At 63.0% G+C, this 15,069-nt stretch carries 20 protein-coding genes and 1 pseudogene; 8 read left to right on the forward strand and 13 right to left on the reverse strand.

The features are described from left to right. Positions 1 to 40: 40 nt before the first annotated feature. A pseudogene (locus JQK88_RS23255) lies at positions 41 to 983 on the forward strand (arginase family protein). 162 nt (positions 984 to 1,145) lie between these two features. Beyond that, positions 1,146 to 1,547, forward strand: a complete 402-nt coding sequence (locus JQK88_RS23260) for a hypothetical protein (protein WP_192259296.1) — start codon at positions 1,146 to 1,148, stop codon at positions 1,545 to 1,547. Positions 1,548 to 1,555: 8 nt separating this feature from the next. On the opposite strand, the gene JQK88_RS23265 is transcribed toward JQK88_RS23260, so the two are convergent. The 3 genes from JQK88_RS23265 to JQK88_RS23275 form a co-directional block, all read right to left on the reverse strand. Then, a complete protein-coding gene (locus tag JQK88_RS23265) occupies positions 1,556 to 1,987 on the reverse strand; it encodes a GlcG/HbpS family heme-binding protein (RefSeq protein WP_203279561.1) in 432 nt (143 codons plus the stop codon). A 180-nt stretch (positions 1,988 to 2,167) separates the two neighbouring features. Continuing rightward, the gene (locus JQK88_RS23270; protein WP_142869345.1) at positions 2,168 to 2,407 is read right to left on the reverse strand and encodes a hypothetical protein; all 240 of its coding nucleotides are present in this window, start codon (positions 2,405 to 2,407) and stop codon (positions 2,168 to 2,170) included. A 205-nt stretch (positions 2,408 to 2,612) separates the two neighbouring features. Further along, positions 2,613 to 3,125, reverse strand: a complete 513-nt coding sequence (locus tag JQK88_RS23275; protein ID WP_192259298.1) for a winged helix-turn-helix transcriptional regulator — start codon at positions 3,123 to 3,125, stop codon at positions 2,613 to 2,615. Between the two features lie 165 nt (positions 3,126 to 3,290). Between JQK88_RS23275 and JQK88_RS23280 the strand changes: the two genes are divergently transcribed. Together JQK88_RS23280 and JQK88_RS23285 are read left to right on the forward strand one after the other, a co-directional pair. Continuing rightward, complete coding sequence (locus tag JQK88_RS23280; RefSeq protein WP_203279562.1) at positions 3,291 to 4,061, forward strand: alpha/beta fold hydrolase; 771 nt, start codon at positions 3,291 to 3,293, stop codon at positions 4,059 to 4,061. Between the two features lie 93 nt (positions 4,062 to 4,154). After that, on the forward strand, positions 4,155 to 4,811 hold the full coding sequence (locus tag JQK88_RS23285; RefSeq protein ID WP_203279563.1) for a glutathione S-transferase family protein: 657 nt from the start codon (positions 4,155 to 4,157) through the stop codon (positions 4,809 to 4,811). Here the strand turns inward: JQK88_RS23285 and JQK88_RS23290 are convergent. The 4 genes from JQK88_RS23290 to JQK88_RS23305 all read right to left on the reverse strand — a co-directional run bounded on the left by JQK88_RS23290 (position 4,783) and on the right by JQK88_RS23305 (position 7,107). After that, complete coding sequence (locus JQK88_RS23290; RefSeq protein ID WP_246749991.1) at positions 4,783 to 5,151, reverse strand: hypothetical protein; 369 nt, start codon at positions 5,149 to 5,151, stop codon at positions 4,783 to 4,785. The genes JQK88_RS23285 and JQK88_RS23290 overlap by 29 nt on opposite strands. A 113-nt stretch (positions 5,152 to 5,264) precedes the next feature. Continuing rightward, the gene (locus JQK88_RS23295; protein WP_023706277.1) at positions 5,265 to 5,528 is read right to left on the reverse strand and encodes an ArsR/SmtB family transcription factor; all 264 of its coding nucleotides are present in this window, start codon (positions 5,526 to 5,528) and stop codon (positions 5,265 to 5,267) included. A gap of 32 nt (positions 5,529 to 5,560) precedes the next feature. After that, positions 5,561 to 6,904, reverse strand: a complete 1,344-nt coding sequence (locus JQK88_RS23300) for an MFS transporter (protein ID WP_376740446.1) — start codon at positions 6,902 to 6,904, stop codon at positions 5,561 to 5,563. Between the two features lie 8 nt (positions 6,905 to 6,912). Continuing rightward, positions 6,913 to 7,107: a DUF1192 domain-containing protein gene (locus JQK88_RS23305; protein ID WP_112559543.1), complete on the reverse strand. Its 195-nt coding sequence runs from the start codon at positions 7,105 to 7,107 to the stop codon at positions 6,913 to 6,915. Between the two features lie 113 nt (positions 7,108 to 7,220). Here JQK88_RS23305 and JQK88_RS23310 point away from each other — a divergent pair, with 113 nt between their 5' ends. The 3 genes from JQK88_RS23310 to JQK88_RS23320 all read left to right on the forward strand — a co-directional run bounded on the left by JQK88_RS23310 (position 7,221) and on the right by JQK88_RS23320 (position 9,614). Continuing rightward, a complete protein-coding gene (locus JQK88_RS23310; protein WP_203279565.1) occupies positions 7,221 to 8,231 on the forward strand; it encodes an NAD(P)H-quinone oxidoreductase in 1,011 nt (336 codons plus the stop codon). Positions 8,232 to 8,455: 224 nt separating this feature from the next. Then, positions 8,456 to 8,596 carry a DUF1127 domain-containing protein gene (locus tag JQK88_RS23315; RefSeq protein WP_023670143.1) on the forward strand — a complete coding sequence of 47 codons (141 nt, stop codon included), beginning with the start codon at positions 8,456 to 8,458 and terminating at the stop codon, positions 8,594 to 8,596. Positions 8,597 to 8,918: 322 nt separating this feature from the next. After that, entirely contained in the window at positions 8,919 to 9,614 is a 696-nt protein-coding gene (locus JQK88_RS23320; RefSeq protein ID WP_192259304.1) for a DUF1013 domain-containing protein, read from the forward strand. A 78-nt stretch (positions 9,615 to 9,692) separates the two neighbouring features. Here JQK88_RS23320 and JQK88_RS23325 read toward each other — a convergent pair whose 3' ends face one another. The 3 genes from JQK88_RS23325 to JQK88_RS23335 form a co-directional block, all read right to left on the reverse strand. After that, entirely contained in the window at positions 9,693 to 10,412 is a 720-nt protein-coding gene (locus tag JQK88_RS23325) for a helix-turn-helix transcriptional regulator (RefSeq protein WP_192259305.1), read from the reverse strand. A gap of 66 nt (positions 10,413 to 10,478) precedes the next feature. Further along, on the reverse strand, positions 10,479 to 10,889 hold the full coding sequence (locus JQK88_RS23330; protein WP_203279566.1) for a hypothetical protein: 411 nt from the start codon (positions 10,887 to 10,889) through the stop codon (positions 10,479 to 10,481). Positions 10,890 to 11,073: 184 nt separating this feature from the next. Beyond that, positions 11,074 to 11,244 (reverse strand): hypothetical protein, encoded by a 171-nt coding sequence (locus JQK88_RS23335; RefSeq protein WP_192259307.1) that lies wholly within the window; start codon positions 11,242 to 11,244, stop codon positions 11,074 to 11,076. A gap of 182 nt (positions 11,245 to 11,426) precedes the next feature. On the opposite strand from JQK88_RS23335, the gene JQK88_RS23340 reads away from it, so the two are divergent. After that, positions 11,427 to 11,609: a hypothetical protein gene (locus JQK88_RS23340; RefSeq protein ID WP_192259384.1), complete on the forward strand. Its 183-nt coding sequence runs from the start codon at positions 11,427 to 11,429 to the stop codon at positions 11,607 to 11,609. A 46-nt stretch (positions 11,610 to 11,655) separates the two neighbouring features. Here the strand turns inward: JQK88_RS23340 and JQK88_RS23345 are convergent, their stop codons facing one another. From JQK88_RS23345 to JQK88_RS23355, 3 genes are read right to left on the reverse strand one after another with little or no spacing between them, the layout of a single operon-like run. Then, entirely contained in the window at positions 11,656 to 13,290 is a 1,635-nt protein-coding gene (locus tag JQK88_RS23345) for a Dyp-type peroxidase (RefSeq protein ID WP_203279567.1), read from the reverse strand. Further along, positions 13,287 to 14,318, reverse strand: a complete 1,032-nt coding sequence (locus tag JQK88_RS23350) for a hypothetical protein (RefSeq protein ID WP_203279568.1) — start codon at positions 14,316 to 14,318, stop codon at positions 13,287 to 13,289. Before JQK88_RS23350 ends, JQK88_RS23345 begins: the two co-directional genes overlap by 4 nt. Then, entirely contained in the window at positions 14,305 to 14,979 is a 675-nt protein-coding gene (locus tag JQK88_RS23355; protein WP_203279569.1) for a hypothetical protein, read from the reverse strand. Before JQK88_RS23355 ends, JQK88_RS23350 begins: the two co-directional genes overlap by 14 nt. Between the last annotated feature and the right edge of the window lie 90 nt (positions 14,980 to 15,069).

Below are 15,069 nucleotides of genomic sequence, written 5' to 3' on the forward strand. Positions count from 1 at the left end.
CACGTGCCTGCACCGTTGGTGGGGCGACAGAGGAAACCGCATGACCAAGCTCACCACAGCGCCGCGCGATGTGTTTCAGACCTTCGTGAATTTCCCGCTGGTCGAGGATATCGATGCGCTGAAGGCCGATGTCGCCATCATCGGCATGCCTTACGGCAGTCCCTACACGATCGACGAGCTGATCAACGACTAGACCAACGCGCCGACCGCGGTGCGGCGCGCCTCGCAGCGCATCAGTCTCGGGCTCGACCGTTATGATTTCGACATTGGCGGGACCCTGTTCGACGGACAGGACGTCAAGGTGGTCGATGTCGGCGATGTCCCCGGCGATGCCGCCGGCGGCCACTACGGGCTGGCCGAAGTAGCGATCCGCAAGATCCGCGCCGCCGGCGCCTTGCCGATCACCATTGGCGGCGATCACGGCATTCCGATCCCGATCTTCCGCGCGTTTGACGGCGAAGGGCCGATCACCCTGGTGCAGATCGACGCCCATCTCGACTGGCGCGACAACGTCAACGGCGTCAGGCTATTCCAGCCCGATCCGCCGCGCCTCGGAGATGGCGCATATCGCCGAGATTTTCCAGCTCGGCATCCGTGGCCAGGGCAGCGCCCGCGTCGAGGAGGTGGAGGCGGCCCGCGCCTATGGCTCCAACATAATCACTGCCAATGAATGGCAGGACATCGGCACGGCGGCGCTGCTCAAGCGCATCCCGGATGGCGGCCGCTACTACCTGACCATCGACGCCGACGGCCTCGATCCCGCGGTGATGCCGGCAGTCGAAGGGCCGGCACCTGGCGGCATCAGCTACCGGCAGACGATCGAGCTGATCAAGGGGCTGTTCGCCAAGGGGCGCGTGGTCGGCATGGACATTGTCGAGATCGCACCGGCGCGCGACGTCAACGAGATCACATCATTGACCGCCGGCATCATCATCCTCAATGCCATCGGCGCTGCCGTACGCACCGGCCAGTTCAGGCGCTGAGCCGGGTGACACGGTTGTTGCACCCGGTCTTCGACCGTGTTCATGGCTGTTAGCGAAAAATCTTGACGGCGTGCTTGCGGGGCATTCTACAGAAGGTGCCCCCATTGTTTACGCAATTCCGGACCGCTCACACTTTCCTGGAATTGCTAGAGGAGACGCCTGATGTTCGGTGCCATCCCGCTGCTGATCGTGCCCTTCGTGGCCTACAATCTCGGACTCCTCGGAATATTCGGCAGCGGCGACGATCCGTGGGCCACCGAAATCTTCTCATTCCGCATGATGTCTGGCGGGGTGTTTTCGATGACGCTCGGCGACCTGATGGTGGTGATCGGGCTGATGTTCCTGTTCCTCGAAATGGTGAAATCGGTGCGCACCACGAACGCCTCGATCATGGACCATCTGTTGTCGACGCTGGTCTTCGTGGCGTTCCTGGTCGAATTCCTGCTGGTGAAGGGCGCGGCGCACTCCGTCTTCTTCACGCTGATGGTGATCGCCCTGTTCGACGTGCTGGCCGGTTTCTCGGTCTCGATGCGGTCGGCGAGCCGGGATATCAACCTGAACTAGCCGAAGCCTTAGCCCGGATCGGCGGTGAAGCCGGCGGCTTCGATGCCGGCGATGGCGGCGGCTTCGTCATTGTCCGACGTATCGCCCGATATGCCGACGGCGCCGATGACGGCGCCTGACTTGTCGCGGATCAGCACGCCGCCGACGACCGGCAGGACGCGCCCACCCGAGACGTCGGAAATGCCGGCAACGAGATGCGGCCGCTCCTTGGCGAAGGCCTCGACGCGGCGCGAGCCCATGCCGATGGCGAGCGCGCCATAGGCCTTGCCGGCCGACATTTGCGGGCGCAGGAACGAGGCGCCGTCCTGACGCTGGAAGGCGACGAGATGAGCGCCGGCATCGAGCACGGAGACGCCGAGCGGCTTCAGCTTCAGTTCAGCGCCCTTGGCGAAAGCGGTGTCGATGATGTGCTTGGCCTTTTCGAGGGTCAGTGCGGTCATGGCTGTCTCCTGTTCAAAACGCGTCAATCATCGGCCTGACACGCGAGATGCGAAATCCCGGTTGCGGTTGAAATTGCTTCGCGTGGGAAAGCGGAATGGCAGGCGGTCATAGCGGCGTGCCGTTGACCGGCATCCGGCCGATATGCTCGGCCGCTAGTCTGCCATCGACCATGGGAATCGTCAGGCGATTTTTTTCTTGGCCCGCGCGGGCTTCTTGACCGGGGCGGCGGGTGCGTTGGCGAGGTCTTCGGCTTCCTTGGCGAGGCGCAATGCCCGCAGCTTGTTGGTCTTGGCCTGGCGGGCGTCGGCCTCGGCGACATACTCCGCCATCGCCTTTTGCCGCACCGTGGCTGCCTCTTCCTGCTTCTTGAAACGCATATCTGCCCGGGCGCGGGCAGTATCCTTAGAGTTCTCAACCAAGAGCGTTATCCAATCCCATAAATTATGTTTTTCAGCCCCTTGATAGCAGAGCCGCCCTATAAATGGGAAAATAAGTTGGTCAGGAGGCGGCGGCCTAGAGCCGGATGACTTCAGGTCGAATCGACCTGAAGTCATCCGCCTCTAAATTAAAGAAGTAGAGCATGATGTCGTCCGAAAACCGCTTCACACTTTTCGGCATCATGCTCTAGGCGGCGCTCGACGCCTTGCGAGCAACCACCGCCTCATATCCGGCCTGCAATGTGGCGCGGACGGAAGGCCGCCCCGGCGCTGCAACTGGCGTACCCAGATGCTCGTGGCGCAGCTCGTCCATGAACTGATCCCACATCGCCGGCCCGCCTTTTTCCAGGAGCTCGGCGCGGATCGAAAGTTCTTCGCTGACCGGCAGCCAGACGCGCCCCCAGGCGCCGAGATGGGCCATGATCGGCACCAGCGTGATGGCCATTTCGGTCAGGCTGTAGATCGCCTTCTGCTTGTGCGAGGGGTCGTCGGCCTTGGTCAGCATGCCGAGTTCCATCAGCCGCTTCAGCCGGTCGGCCAGGATGTTGGAAGCGATGCCCTCGATCGAGCCGTTGAGCAGCTCGCGAAAGTGGCGTTTGCCGCCAAAAATCATGTCGCGCAGGATGATCAGGCTCCAGCGGTCGCCGAATACCTCCAGCGACAAATTGATAGGGCATCCCGAACGGTGTTCGGTTTTCATCCGACTCTCCCCAAAAAACTGGTTGCATTATCGTATCAGTTTTATTATCGTGCAACCGATTGCAAAATGCAATCAGTTTGAAGCTTAAGCGACGAGACTCCCATAACAAAGGCCGCAGCACCCGAAATCGTCTCCCAGACGTTTGGCGATCCCCGGGATCCAGCCATGCTGCTGATCATGGGCGCCATGGCCTCGATGCTGTGGTGGCCGGAGGCGCTTTGCAAAAAACTTGCCGGCGAAGGTCGTTTCGTGATCCGCTACGACAACCGCGACACCGGCCTGTCGACCAAATATGCGCCGGGTGAACCGCCCTACACGTTCGACGACATGGCGGACGATGCCGTCGGCGTCCTCGACAGCCATGGTATCGGGAAGGCGCACGTGGTCGGGATGTCGATGGGCGGCATGATCGCGCAACGACTGGTGTTGAAACATCCCTCGCGTGTCATCTCGCTGACGGTGATCAGCAGTTCGCCGGTGGGCATCGACACATCGCATCTGCCGGGGACGACCGAGGCCTATATGGAGCACTCGGCCGACGGCGCCAAGGTCGACTGGTCGGACCGCGACCAGGTGATCGACTTCGTCGTCAAGGACGCCCAGGCCATCGCAAGCACCGCGCATCCGTTCGACGAGAAGGCGATGCGGGCGTTCATTGAACGGGACTATGACCGATCCGGCGGCTTTTTGAGCGCGACCAACCATTTCATGCTGAAAGGCGGCGAGGATATGAAAAGGCGCCTGCACGAGATCAAGGCCCCGCTGCTCGTCATCCACGGGACATCGGATCCGATCTTTCCAGTTGAGCATGGCGCGGCCCTTGCCGATGCCATCGCCGGCGCACGGCTTGTCCGCATCGAAGGCGGTGGCCACGAACTGCATCCCCAGGATTGGGGCACGATTGCCGCAGCTATCATTGCCCATACCAAGCCCTGACAGAGGCTTGACAGGCTCCCCTGCGGAAATAGCCAGGTGACATTTCGGTGTTGTCAGGCAGTGTCAACGAATTCGAAAACAAGCGAGCAAAGCATGTCCCTGACGTTCCATTTCCATCCGCTGGCATCGTTCTGCTGGAAACCGCTGATTGCGTTTTACGAGAACGACACGCCCTTCACCCCGGTCATCGTCGATCTCGGCAACGAGCAGTCGCGCGCGGCGTTCCGGAAGGTGTCGCCGACCGGCAAGATGCCGGCGCTGCGTGACGAAGCGCGCAAGCGCACCGTGCTGGAATCGACCATCGTCATCGAATATCTCGCCGCGCACTATCCAGGTCCGGTCGAGCTCATCCCCACAGACATCGATCTGGCGCTGGCCGTCCGCCAAGCCGACCGTTTCTATGATTTCTACGTCCAGGCGCCGATGCAAAAGATCGTCGGCGACAGGCTGCGGCCGCAGGACAAGACCGATCCGTTCGGGGTCGAGGACGCGCGCGCGCAACTGCGCAACGCCTACGCGATCGTCGAGGAGGAGATGCGCTCGAAAATCTGGGCGGCCGGCCATAGCTTCACCATGGCCGACTGTGCGGCCTCGCCGGCACTCTTCTACGCCAACAAGGTCGAGCCGTTCGGCGACAGCTATCCCGCCGTGAAACGCTATCATGATCGCCTGCTCAAGCGGCCCTCTTTCGCCAGGGTGGTCGAGGAGGCGCAGCCCTACTTCAAATTCTTCCCCTACAATAACGGCTGATCTGCACGATCTCGCCTAGGGTGCGATCAACTTCTCGCGCCCTTCCGGCTCCACCATCTTGAGCCGGGTTTCGGGTCCGTCGGCTTCGAGGATCGCCGCCAACGAAGCTCAGCCCGGCGCTGGCGGTCGAGGCGGCGATCTTGACCGAGGGCTGGCCGTTTTCGGGGATCAGCCGGAACAGCACGGTCTCGGCCTCGCCTGCCGTCGCCGGCAGGATCGAAATGCTGGAGCGCAGCCGGCCTTCGCTGTCGACGATTTCAAGACCGCTGCCGCGCAAGATGCCGGTGCCGTCTCGCGCTTTGGCCGGGAGAATCTGCATCAAACCGGTGGCGGCGACCAAAACCAGATTAACCGCAGTCACGGCGCCAAGAAGCGTTTCGCGTCGCATCGGTGGTCCTCCTGTCGTAAGGCAAGGGGGCAAGGACCGGCTGTATTTTCCGCGTCGCGCCCAGCCTATGCTTCCCAGAACTGGTCTAGCCAAATATTGAGCTTGAGGAAGCCGGCACTGCTGACCGTATAGACCCGCCTCGTGCCTTCGGCCTTGGCCTGAACCAGACCGGCGTCCAGCAACACTTTCAAATGCTGGGACACGGCCGGGCGAGAGACTGGCAGGCCCGAAGCCAGTTCGTTGACGGTTTTCGGGCCGCGCCGGAGCTCTTCCAGGAGATAGCGCCGGTTGGGATCGGCAATCGCCATGAAGGCGTCAGAAAAGATCATGCCTATACTTGTGGGGCAAAGCTTTTCAAATCTCAACCGTCAGCTTCCGCTTTTCTGAGCCGCAATGCTTCAGGGGTGACCGAGCGATCGGCCGGCTGGGTCTTGAATGCGTCGCGGTCTTCGATCGGCACCGGCGCGCGGCGGCTGATGCGCAGCAGCGTGTAGGCGGCGAGGCTGAGATGCGCCAACGCGGTGGCCAGGAAAAGGCCTTCGGGGCGGAACCAGCCCATCAGGGCGGCGGCCAGCAAGGGCCCGATCATGGTGCCGAACCCGTACAGAAGCAGCAGGCCGCCGGAGACCTTGACGAAATCCTCGGCGCGCGCGTGGTCGTTGGCATGCGCCACGGCGATCGAATAGAGCGTGTAGGCAAAGGCGCCATAGGCGGCGGTGAAGACGATGACGAACAGGGAGGAGCGCGGTTCCAACAGGAAGATCAGGATGGCGAACAGTGCGGCGCCGAAGGCGGCGCCCGCCAGCACGAAACGACGGTCGGTCTTGTCGGAGAGGCGCCCGGCCGGAAGCTGCATGGCGGCACCGGCAACAACGACAAGGCTCATCATCAGCGCGATCTCGGCGGTGGAAATGCCGATGCGGGCGCCATAGACGGCGCCCAGCGTGCCCCAGGCGCCGTTGGCAATGCCGACCAGAAGGCAGGCGATCGCCGACACCGGCGAGTTGGCATAAAGCCCTTTGACGTCGAGCTTGACGTCCTGCAACGGCTTGGGAGACGAGGCCGACGACACCGCGGTCGGGATCAGCGACAGGCAGAACAAGATGCCGGTGATCATGAACAGCGATGCCGATCTGACGTCGCCGCCGGCAACGATCATCTGGCCGCCCATGATCGAGGCATAGGTAACCATCATGTAGAGGCCGAAGACGGTGCCGCGGTTCTCGTTGGTGGCCTTTTCGTTGAGCCAGCTTTCGATGACCATGAAGGCGCCGGCCATGGTAAAGCCGGTGAAGGCGCGCAGCAGGATCCAGACATATTCGTCGATGATCAGGCCGGTGAGCAGGGCGACGATCGCGCCCGACGCGGCAAAGGCGCCGAAGGCCCTGACATGGCCGGCGCGGCGCACCAGGCGCGGTGCGAAGAAGCAGCCGGTGACGAAGCCGCCGGCCCAGGCGGTGCCCATCAGGCCGAGCGATGCCGTCGAAAACCCTTCGATCTGGCCACGCAGCGGCAACAGCAGGCCGTGCAATCCCGAAGCCGCGAGCAGGAAAGCAGTGCCGCGAAGCAGCGAGAGGATCGGTCTGTAACTTGCAAACATTGTTTGATCCGGCTGGAGGGGCATGTCAGTTCTGAAGACGGGAGCAGCTCTGAAGACAGGCGCATTCGGGCTTTTCGGCGGCGGATGCTCCGACGCCGAAACCAACGCGAAAATTAGCCGCGGCGAAACAGGGCTTCGGCCGCCGATTTGGTGCTGCCCTTGGTCTGCAATTCGGCTTCCAGCCGGGCGATCTCGTCGCGCAGGATGCCGATCCGCTCGGTCAGGTCACCGACCGACAGCAGCGACAGATCCTGTCCGATTTCATGCGGCCTGGATTTCTTTTTGGGTTCGTCGTCGAAGATCGCCATCGTCGCTCCTCCCTGATTCAGCATTTGCCTGATCCGGCAATCAGCATACATAGGGCAGGGGTGCTGATGCAAACAGCCGGCGACAGACCGGCAGGATCGGGACGGAAAACTTCATGGCGAGCGGACATAAAATTCCGACCAGGATGACGGCCATTGCAATTTCGCAACCGGGCGGACCGCGGGTGCTGAAACCGGAAACGCGCGACGTGCCGGTGCCCGATCCCGGCGAAATCCTGATCCGGGTGCGTGCGGCCGGCGTCAACCGACCCGACGTGCAGCAGCGCAAGGGCGCCTATCCGCCACCGCCCGGCGCTTCGGACCTGCCCGGCCTCGAGGCATCGGGCGAAGTGGCAGCACTTGGCGACGAGATATCGCGCTGGCGCCTCGGCGACCGGGTCTGCGCGCTGACGCCGGGCGGCGGCTATGCCGAATACGTCAAGGTTCATTCCGGCAGCGTGCTGCCGTTGCCCGCCGGCTTCACCCATACGGAAGCGGCCGCGGTGCCGGAGAACTATTTCACCGTCTGGCACAATGTGTTCGAGCGCGGCGGCCTGAAGAAAGGCGAGACGCTGCTCGTCCATGGCGGCTCGTCCGGCATCGGCACCACGGCGATCCAGCTGGCATCGGCCTTCGGCGCCTATGTCGTCACCACCGCCGGCAGCAAGGAGAAGTGCGACGCCTGTCTGAAGCTCGGCGCCGACCGGGCGATCAACTACCGCGAGGAGGATTTTGTCGCCGCGGTCAAGGACGCCACCGGCGGCAAGGGCGCCGACGTCATTCTCGACATGGTCGGCGGCGATTACGTCCAGCGCAACTATGAGGCGGCGGCAGTCGAGGGCAGGATTGTCCAGATCGCCGTCCAGGCCGGCGCGGTGGCGAGCGCCGATTTTTCAAAAATCATGGTCAAGCGGCTGACCCATACCGGCTCGACGCTGCGGCCCCGCACGGTCGAGTTCAAGGCAGCGATCGCTGCGGCGCTGGAAGCGCAGGTGTGGCCGCTGCTCAGCACACGCAAAGTGTCGCCGGTCATGGACATGATCTTCCCGCTGGCCGATGCCTGGCGTGCGCATGAGCGCATGGAAGAGGGAGAGCATATAGGCAAGATCGTTCTCGACGTCGGCTAGGACGGACGTACCGGTATTCAGGTGAGGCCGGCCTGCAAACGGCGGCTGCCTGCGCTTCCGGCCTTCCTGGGGCGTGCAATCGCTACCAGCAATATGAACAGAGGCTTAATGGTGCAATGCAGCATTTGCATTGCGGCTATGCAAAGACGTCTGTTCAATTTGTGGGCAGCACTGCCTATCTAAGCGTCATCGAAACGATTTGATCCAACAACTGGAGGAATACCGTGAACCCGATCCGCGCTTTCCGTAACTGGCGTATGTACAACGAAACCGTGCGCGAGCTGAACAAGCTCAACGCCCGTCAGCTCAGCGACCTCGGCATCAGCCGCGGCGACATCGAGCGGATTGCCCGCAAGGCCATCTAATTCGGAGCATGGCCGGCCGTAAGGCCTGGCCATGTGCTGGAAGCAAGAGCCGCAGCAGACGTTTACCGTCGCCGGTTCCGAGCCCGCTGGACCCTGTCCGGCGGGTTTTGTCGTTTTGGACCCTCTTTTTATGACTCGGCATCAACGAGCGCCGAGGCCGAGGCTTTTCCGGTCTCCACGCAGTCTGGGTCCGGCGGGCACCTTGCGCCAAAAACATTGCGAAACGGCGGCGGAGCGGTTATACAGGCCGCGAATTTCCCATTTTGGTGGCTCTAAACCACCGCCCGCGCGGGAACGCGGGCGAACGAGAAGGATTTTGAAAATGGCCAATACGCTGCTGATGCCCAAGGCGACCGCCGTCTGGCTGGTCGACAACACCGCGCTCTCCTTCGAACAGATCGCGCAGTTCTGCGGACTGCATCCGCTCGAGGTCAAGGCGATCGCCGACGGCGAATCGGCGCAAGGCATCAAGGGCATGGACCCGATCATGACGGGACAGCTGACCCGCGACGAGATCGCGCGCGCCGAGAAGGATCCGAACCAGCGCCTGAAACTGTCCGACCCCAAGGTGCGGGTGCCGGAATCCAAGCGCAAAGGTCCGCGCTACACCCCGCTGTCGAAGCGCCAGGACCGGCCCAATGCCATCCTGTGGCTGGTGCGCAACCACCCGGAATTGAAGGACGCGCAGATTTCCCGCCTGGTCGGTACGACCAAGTCGACGATCGAACAGATCCGCGAGCGCAAGCACTGGAACTCGGCCAATCTGCAGCCGATGGATCCGGTGACGCTGGGTCTCGCCTCGCAGATCGACCTCGACATGGAAGTCAACCGCGCCTCGCGCGGCCGCGAACAGGCGCAGCCGGTCGGTGACACGCTGCTGCCGGCGGCCCTGACCGAGCGGCTGGTGCCGGCGCCGGAGAAGCCGAAGGATGAGGATGCCGAGCTCGACGCCAATGCCGTGTTCGCCAAGCTCTCGGCGCTGAAGTCCAAGAACGGCGACACCAACGACGACGAGTAGGGTTCGCGACGAGTAAGGTTCCCATGCCAATAAAAAAGCCCGCTTCGCGCGGGCTTTTTGCTGGTGGCTGCCGTTAGCTCAGCTGCGCGCCGCCCGATCCGGCGTCATGCCGTAATCCTCGGAGCGTTCGACCGCGCGGTAGAAATCGGCAAGCTGCTTGCCGCGCTCCGGCTTGAAGATACGGCCGGCGATGACCACGGAGCCGATGCGGTCGATGCGGAAGGCGCGGAAATCGTCGCGCATCTCGCACCAGGCGACCAGTGTCCATACCTTGCCCCAGAACCACAGGCCGAGCGGACGGATATCGCGCGCGGTGCCGCGACCGGCCTCGTCGCGATAGTCGATGGTCAGCACCTGGCGCTTCTCGACGGCGCGCTCGATCAGGTCGATCGCCTCGCGGGCGGCGTCGCTCACCACCCACATCGGCGTGTGGATCTCGGTGCGGGCGATGCGGTCTTTCTCGGCGTCGGGCAGCACGGCGCCGATCTTGACCAGCGCCTCGTCGGCGGCACGCGCCATGGCCGCACCACCAAAGGCGCGCACCATGCGGGCACCTGCGACCAGCGCGACGATCTCGTCACGCGTGAACATCAGCGGCGGAAGGTCGAAACCCTCCCTCATCATGTAGCCAACGCCCGCCTCGCCGTCGATCGGCACCCCGGTCGACTGCAGGTCGGCAATGTCGCGGTAGATGGTTCGCTCGGAAACCTCGAGCCAGGTGCCGAGCTTCTGGGCGGTGACCAGCCGGCCACCGCGCAGATGCTGCACGATCTGGAAGAGCCTGTCGGCACGGCGCATCGTATGGTCCCTCGGCTGCGTTTCTATGAATGTCGTGGTCCCCAAACCGGTTCCGGGCGACATCCATTATGGTTTCAATCCTTCGCGCTTGCGCTGCGCGGCGACGAATTCCGCGCCGAAGGACAGTTTCTTCGTCGTCGGCGCGTTGGTGTCGAGCACGCGCCAGAACGGCGCAATCGCTGACAATTCCAGGCCGCGCTCGAGATCCTCATTGGCGGCTTCTGCAACAGTGCGCAGATGATAGCCGATGGTGACCGGACATGTCACTTGCACCCCGTGCTCGATGGCGAGAGCGGTGCGCAAGGCGCGGACGTCCATCTCGACGCCGTTGGGTAGGGAGCGGATGAAATCATCGACCTGGCGGGCCGTCGGCACCAGCATCGGCTGACCCTCGACGACGTCACCTATCGTGCGCGGCGTCGGTTTCACGCCATTGATGCCCGGCGTGTTCAGCCTTTCATTCCAGCTTTTCACCATCCATGTCTCCTGACACGTTTATGGCATGGTGCTCCTGACAGCATTCTGTCAGGAGCCTTCAGCATCGTCGGTAGCGAGCACACAAAAAAGGTTTGCGCCAGCCCGGGGCATCGCTGGCCGAGTTTCATGTCAATGATCTGGGCGTTGCAGGGGCCGCATCCAAGCATTGTCATGAAAAAAAGCCTCAGACCTTGCGAATGCGGCTGCGACCCTCATACATATCGGGCCAGCCAATGTCCTTGCGGATGTCCGCCGGCAGGGAGTTCAAGAAGCGCTGGGTACGGACTTCATTGCGCATCGTGCGGATCTTGCCGACGTAGTGCTGTACGCTGTTCAAAATACCAAAGCTGTTCATGACCGTCTCCTCTTCTCTGATGGAGACACTATCGCACACCCCTCCTGACAGCAGTCTGTCAGGAGCCTGTCAGGTCGCTGAAGAAAGCTGCGAGGTGCGTTGCGGGCGGCTCGGAAAAGAGCCTTTTGTCAGGAATGGCCGGATTGGCGGAGACCATGCAAGAAGCGCTTTGACAGCCGTCCGTGATGCTGGTCAAAGGCAGCATGTCGAAACTGCTCGCCCTTGTCATCATCGGCATGATGGCCATCCAGCTGATCAAGCCGCTCGGCTGGCCTGGCTTGAGGCGGCGCGGCGATTTCTGGAAGCTGGCTCTGCTCGCCATGGCGGCCATCGCGCTGGCCGGCGCGCTGGGGCACTGGACATAGCACAGCGTCTGTCGCGCCCCCTTGCCGCAGCAGGCAGGCTGCTGTGTCAGGTCGGATCGACCGTTCCCATGGCGATCATGCGAATTGCGGTGAGGCTGGGGACGAAGAAGTAATCGCCACCGCGCGTCGTCACGAATTCAGGCAGGTTCGCCGCGATGAAGGGCGTGGCGTTGGCCGGTCCAGCCGGAATGACGTGCTTGCTGGATTCGGCCCGGTTGCCGGTCAGCGGGCAGGTGTCATTGCCGGCTTCGAAATCCAGGCCGTAGCTCATCCATTGCTGCTGGATGAATTCGAACTGCCGGAAAATGCTTGAACAGATCGCCATCATGATGACGCCCTGTTCGCCGTCGGGATCGGCATAGGGCAGCCCGCGGCGCAGGATGCGGCGGCGGTTGGTGAGCGTGCTTGCCCCATGCGTCTCGCTCAGCAGCGGATCGAGCATGTCGCGCGGATTGGCGCGGCGTATATGGGCGCCGAACGGGCATTTGGCGCCGTCTGGGTCATCGCCGTAACGGAAGCCGGTGAGCAGCTGGGCAAACGCCGCCAGCCGCTCCTGGTGCCTGGCGTCGTCGCGCGGCTTGCGCAGCGCGGGGTCGATGCAATCGGCCCATTCGGTCATCAAGCGCTGGTGATCGGCCCAGCTCGGCGCGGCCAGCAGCGGAATGCCGGACCGCCAGCGGCCGACCAGCTTGGCCGAGACGGTCTCATAGGCCTCCACGTCGTCGGCGATGCCGGTAACCTGCTTCCACAGGGCCGCCTGCCGCCGCATCTCGGCCTTGAACCCAGGCACGTCCTGGCGCAGCTTGCGCCAGACCATGAAGGTGCCGTTGCGGGCAAAGCCGGGCGGCTGCGTGGCGACCGGAAATTCCTGGCCCTCGTCGACCTGGCCGAGGATGAACTCGCCGGTCTCGAGTGCTTTCCAACTGGTCTTGGGATCGTAGGGGCCTTCAGCGATCTTGCCAGCGCCGATGACGGCGCGCGCCTCTGCGTCGGCCTGGAACTGGCCGCGAAAGACCGGATCGCTGATGCCGTCGGTGAAGCCGAAGGGCTCTTTCGGCTGCGGGATCATCGTGCCGTCAGGACCGGGTTCCATCAGCGCGGCGGAATCCTGCCAAAGGCCTTGTCCGTCAGCTCCGTGCCCTGCGAGAAGGGCAACGCCACCATTGGATTTTGCCGCAAGCTCCTGCAGCCATGCGGTCCATAGCCCGAGTTCAGGCAGCGGCGTGCCGTCGGGATTGGCGCCGACATTGAGCGACACCCAGACATGAACCGGGCGAACGCTGCCGTCGAGATGCGCGTGCCACACGGGGTCCCAATGCCTTGGCGCGCTGCCTTCGACATCGCCGAGGATGTCGGAGCGGCAGCCCATGCCGTCGATGAACTCGTCGGGCAACAGTCGCAGCGTGCGGGTCGGCAGATCGAGTGCGCGCAGGCCGAGAAAGGTGAAGCCGATGTTGAGCGTGATCGGCGGCTTGCGCAGCAGTGTGGGTCCGGCGCCGCCAGCCTCGGACTTTCCCCATGGCTCGGCCGTGGTGATGCGCGGCCGGATGCCTTGCACAAACAGCCGGCCGGCGGCAGCATCGGCGATGGTGAAAAACAGGTGCCGGCTGTGCGGAAAGCCAAAACGGCCATAGGGGCGATGGATGTTGCCCTGGATGTCGGGAAGGTCGAGTTCGATCATCGCGCCCACTCCGCCGCCGGCGCCCGGATTTCACCGGCCTGCTGTGTTGGTTCCGCCGGATCGTCCGGCTTTACGGCGCCGAGAAAGGCACCGAAGCGGGCGTGAAGTGCTGTGTCGTCAAGGCCCTGCGCCTCGATGGCGAAACGGGTGAAATGCTGCTGGATGAACAGCGACTTCAGGACCGAAGGCAGGTCGGCGCCAGGTGCGGTTGGAAAGGGCGTCATGCCCAGGCGGAAGACCTTGCGATACAGCTCCCAGGCCATGAGCAACGTCAGGACGGCCAGCAGCAAAACCACGGCGACGCCCCATGTGGCTGCCGTCGCGATCCATTGCGCAAAAGCGTTGTGCACGCCAAAGACAGCGAAGACGCCGTGCAGGAGCAGGACCGCAAGCCAGATTAGTATCGCCCCAGCGGCAGCGATGCCAACCGGCTTGAGCGCGCCGATTTCCAGTGTCTTGTCTTTGACGTCGAGGCCGTCCGGCCAGTAGTCGTTGAACGGCATCGTCGTCTCGATCTGGCAGCGTTTGATATAGGCGTGAAACCCGTCCGCGGAATCGATGCCGTCGAAGCCGACGCAATGGCCGAAGATGATCACCAGATCGCGTTTCATCGTCGCCCACAATTGATCGGTGTAGGCGCGTAGAGCATCGCCTTCGGCCTGTGCGTCGATATCGGCCGCGAACAGCAGAAAAGGCGTACCCAGCCGATCTACGGGCTGCGGCGCCAGCGGATTGACGGCGCGCACGGCGCTGACCAGCGCATCGCTCGAAATGCGCCCGTTGAAGGCTGGTCCATGGATGATGACGAACCTGGCGAGGTGGTTCAAAGTGTTGAGTGAGAAGGGCGAGGGCCGCGCATTGGCCGGCGATTCCGCCGTTTGCTTGCCGGTGGCCAGCAACGCCAGCTTCTGCGCCAGCAGTTGACGGTGCGAGCGCGAACGGCCGATCTCGTCGGGGTCGATCATGATGTCGACCCGGATCGGGGCGAGGACCGTCAGGAAATAGTGGCCACCGTCAAGGTTTGGCATTGGCCGCCCCACGCTTCTTTTCGAGCATGTCGATGAATTCGTTCCGCGCCTTGTCGGCCTTGCGTGTCGCCACCGAGGCGATCGGGGCAAAGCCCGGCGACGCCAGCGAATTGGCCACCTTCACAAGCGCTTCCCTGTAGGCCAGCGCAAAGGCCTTCGGGTCGCTGCTGGCGTGGATCCTGGCGAGCATCAGCACCTCGTTTCGGACACGCAGCGCTGCCTTGATGTCGCGCTGTGCTGCCCCGGGCGTGGCGTTGTAATAGTAGTTGGTATGGATCTGGTTGGCGCCGATATAGTCCTTGAAACTCGAGATCGGGATCGAGTGCGGATATTTGGTGCTGGCATACCAGAACATGTCCAGGCCGCTCGGGATGCCGTCGGCGAAGGCGTCGATATACTGATCCCAGGTGCCGTTGAAATTGGACAGGAACAGCATGTAGTCGTTCTGGATGGCCTGCTTGCCCTGGCCGAGATCAGGCCATTGGTCGCGCCGGATGATCACCCAACGCGCGAAGTGAATGAGCTTCAGCCCAAGCAAGCCCGACAGCTGCGCAGGCCCGGCGCGCGCCACCATGAAAATCAGGTGCTGGATCCATGTCCGCCAAGGCCGCATTGGCGTCAGCACATTCATTGCATATGCTTTGCCGGCAATGTTCGACATGCCACCCCGCACCCCTGGCCCAATGGCAGAATGACCCAGCAGTCCTGAATCCGCAAGATGGCATTGCAGAAGTAACGTCGGGCTGGCGCA

The sequence above is a fragment of the Mesorhizobium caraganae genome (genome assembly GCF_016836705.1).
GTDB classification, from domain to species: Bacteria; Pseudomonadota; Alphaproteobacteria; order Rhizobiales; family Rhizobiaceae; genus Mesorhizobium; species Mesorhizobium caraganae.

What these genes read in the sequence shown, in the direction of transcription:
- JQK88_RS23260 (WP_192259296.1), top strand. Translation starts at nt 1,146, where the DNA reads ATGTTCGGTGCCATCCCGCTGCTGATCGTGCCCTTCGTGGCCTACAAT.
- JQK88_RS23265 (WP_203279561.1), bottom strand. Translation starts at nt 1,987, where the DNA reads ATGACCGCACTGACCCTCGAAAAGGCCAAGCACATCATCGACACCGCT.
- JQK88_RS23275 (WP_192259298.1), bottom strand. Translation starts at nt 3,125, where the DNA reads ATGAAAACCGAACACCGTTCGGGATGCCCTATCAATTTGTCGCTGGAG.
- JQK88_RS23280 (WP_203279562.1), top strand. Translation starts at nt 3,291, where the DNA reads ATGCTGCTGATCATGGGCGCCATGGCCTCGATGCTGTGGTGGCCGGAG.
- JQK88_RS23285 (WP_203279563.1), top strand. Translation starts at nt 4,155, where the DNA reads ATGTCCCTGACGTTCCATTTCCATCCGCTGGCATCGTTCTGCTGGAAA.
- JQK88_RS23295 (WP_023706277.1), bottom strand. Translation starts at nt 5,528, where the DNA reads ATGATCTTTTCTGACGCCTTCATGGCGATTGCCGATCCCAACCGGCGC.
- JQK88_RS23305 (WP_112559543.1), bottom strand. Translation starts at nt 7,107, where the DNA reads ATGGCGATCTTCGACGACGAACCCAAAAAGAAATCCAGGCCGCATGAA.
- JQK88_RS23310 (WP_203279565.1), top strand. Translation starts at nt 7,221, where the DNA reads ATGGCGAGCGGACATAAAATTCCGACCAGGATGACGGCCATTGCAATT.
- JQK88_RS23320 (WP_192259304.1), top strand. Translation starts at nt 8,919, where the DNA reads ATGGCCAATACGCTGCTGATGCCCAAGGCGACCGCCGTCTGGCTGGTC.
- JQK88_RS23325 (WP_192259305.1), bottom strand. Translation starts at nt 10,412, where the DNA reads ATGCGCCGTGCCGACAGGCTCTTCCAGATCGTGCAGCATCTGCGCGGT.
- JQK88_RS23330 (WP_203279566.1), bottom strand. Translation starts at nt 10,889, where the DNA reads ATGGTGAAAAGCTGGAATGAAAGGCTGAACACGCCGGGCATCAATGGC.
- JQK88_RS23335 (WP_192259307.1), bottom strand. Translation starts at nt 11,244, where the DNA reads ATGAACAGCTTTGGTATTTTGAACAGCGTACAGCACTACGTCGGCAAG.
- JQK88_RS23345 (WP_203279567.1), bottom strand. Translation starts at nt 13,290, where the DNA reads ATGATCGAACTCGACCTTCCCGACATCCAGGGCAACATCCATCGCCCC.
- JQK88_RS23350 (WP_203279568.1), bottom strand. Translation starts at nt 14,318, where the DNA reads ATGCCAAACCTTGACGGTGGCCACTATTTCCTGACGGTCCTCGCCCCG.
- JQK88_RS23355 (WP_203279569.1), bottom strand. Translation starts at nt 14,979, where the DNA reads ATGTCGAACATTGCCGGCAAAGCATATGCAATGAATGTGCTGACGCCA.